Genomic DNA, 462 nt, shown 5'->3' with positions numbered 1-462 from the left:
GTGCGGGCCGCGTCCTGAAAGCTCACCATCAAGCCTTCGGAGAGCTCCATCCCGGCGAACTGGCTGCGCGGCATGACCTGGACGTTCTGCGGGTTGACCTGGCCGAAGCCCTGCTCCGGAGCAATCTGCAGAGTGCGCTTGTCACCAGCCTTCAGCCCATAGAGCTGCTGCTCGAAACCCGGCAGCAAGTTGCAATCGCCCACCTGGAAAGTGGCCGGTTTCTTGTCGAACGTGCTGTCGACCAGCTCGCCCGTCTCCAGGCCGAGCGAAAAATGCAGGGTGACTTCCTTGCCCGGCCCAATGCGCTGTTCAGTCATGTGCGGATTCCCGGTCTTGTTGCCCTTGAACATATCCAGCGCCAGCATCACGGCGCCTACGGTAATGGCGCTATCGGCGATGTTGAACGCCGGGAAGTACCAGCGGTTCTGCCAATGCACCAAGATGAAGTCGACCACGTGACCA

The 462-nt window shown here is 60.8% G+C and carries 1 protein-coding gene; it reads right to left on the bottom strand.

The annotated features are described in order from the left end of the window. Positions 1-462 (bottom strand): FKBP-type peptidyl-prolyl cis-trans isomerase (locus ACU8YC_RS27120; RefSeq protein ID WP_446896275.1); only part of this gene is annotated, 462 nt, incomplete at both ends.

Source organism: Citrobacter sp. VF227 (assembly GCF_052950715.1).
The sequence above is the reverse complement of the archived record's forward strand: the minus strand, read 5'-3'. Positions and strand labels throughout refer to the sequence as shown.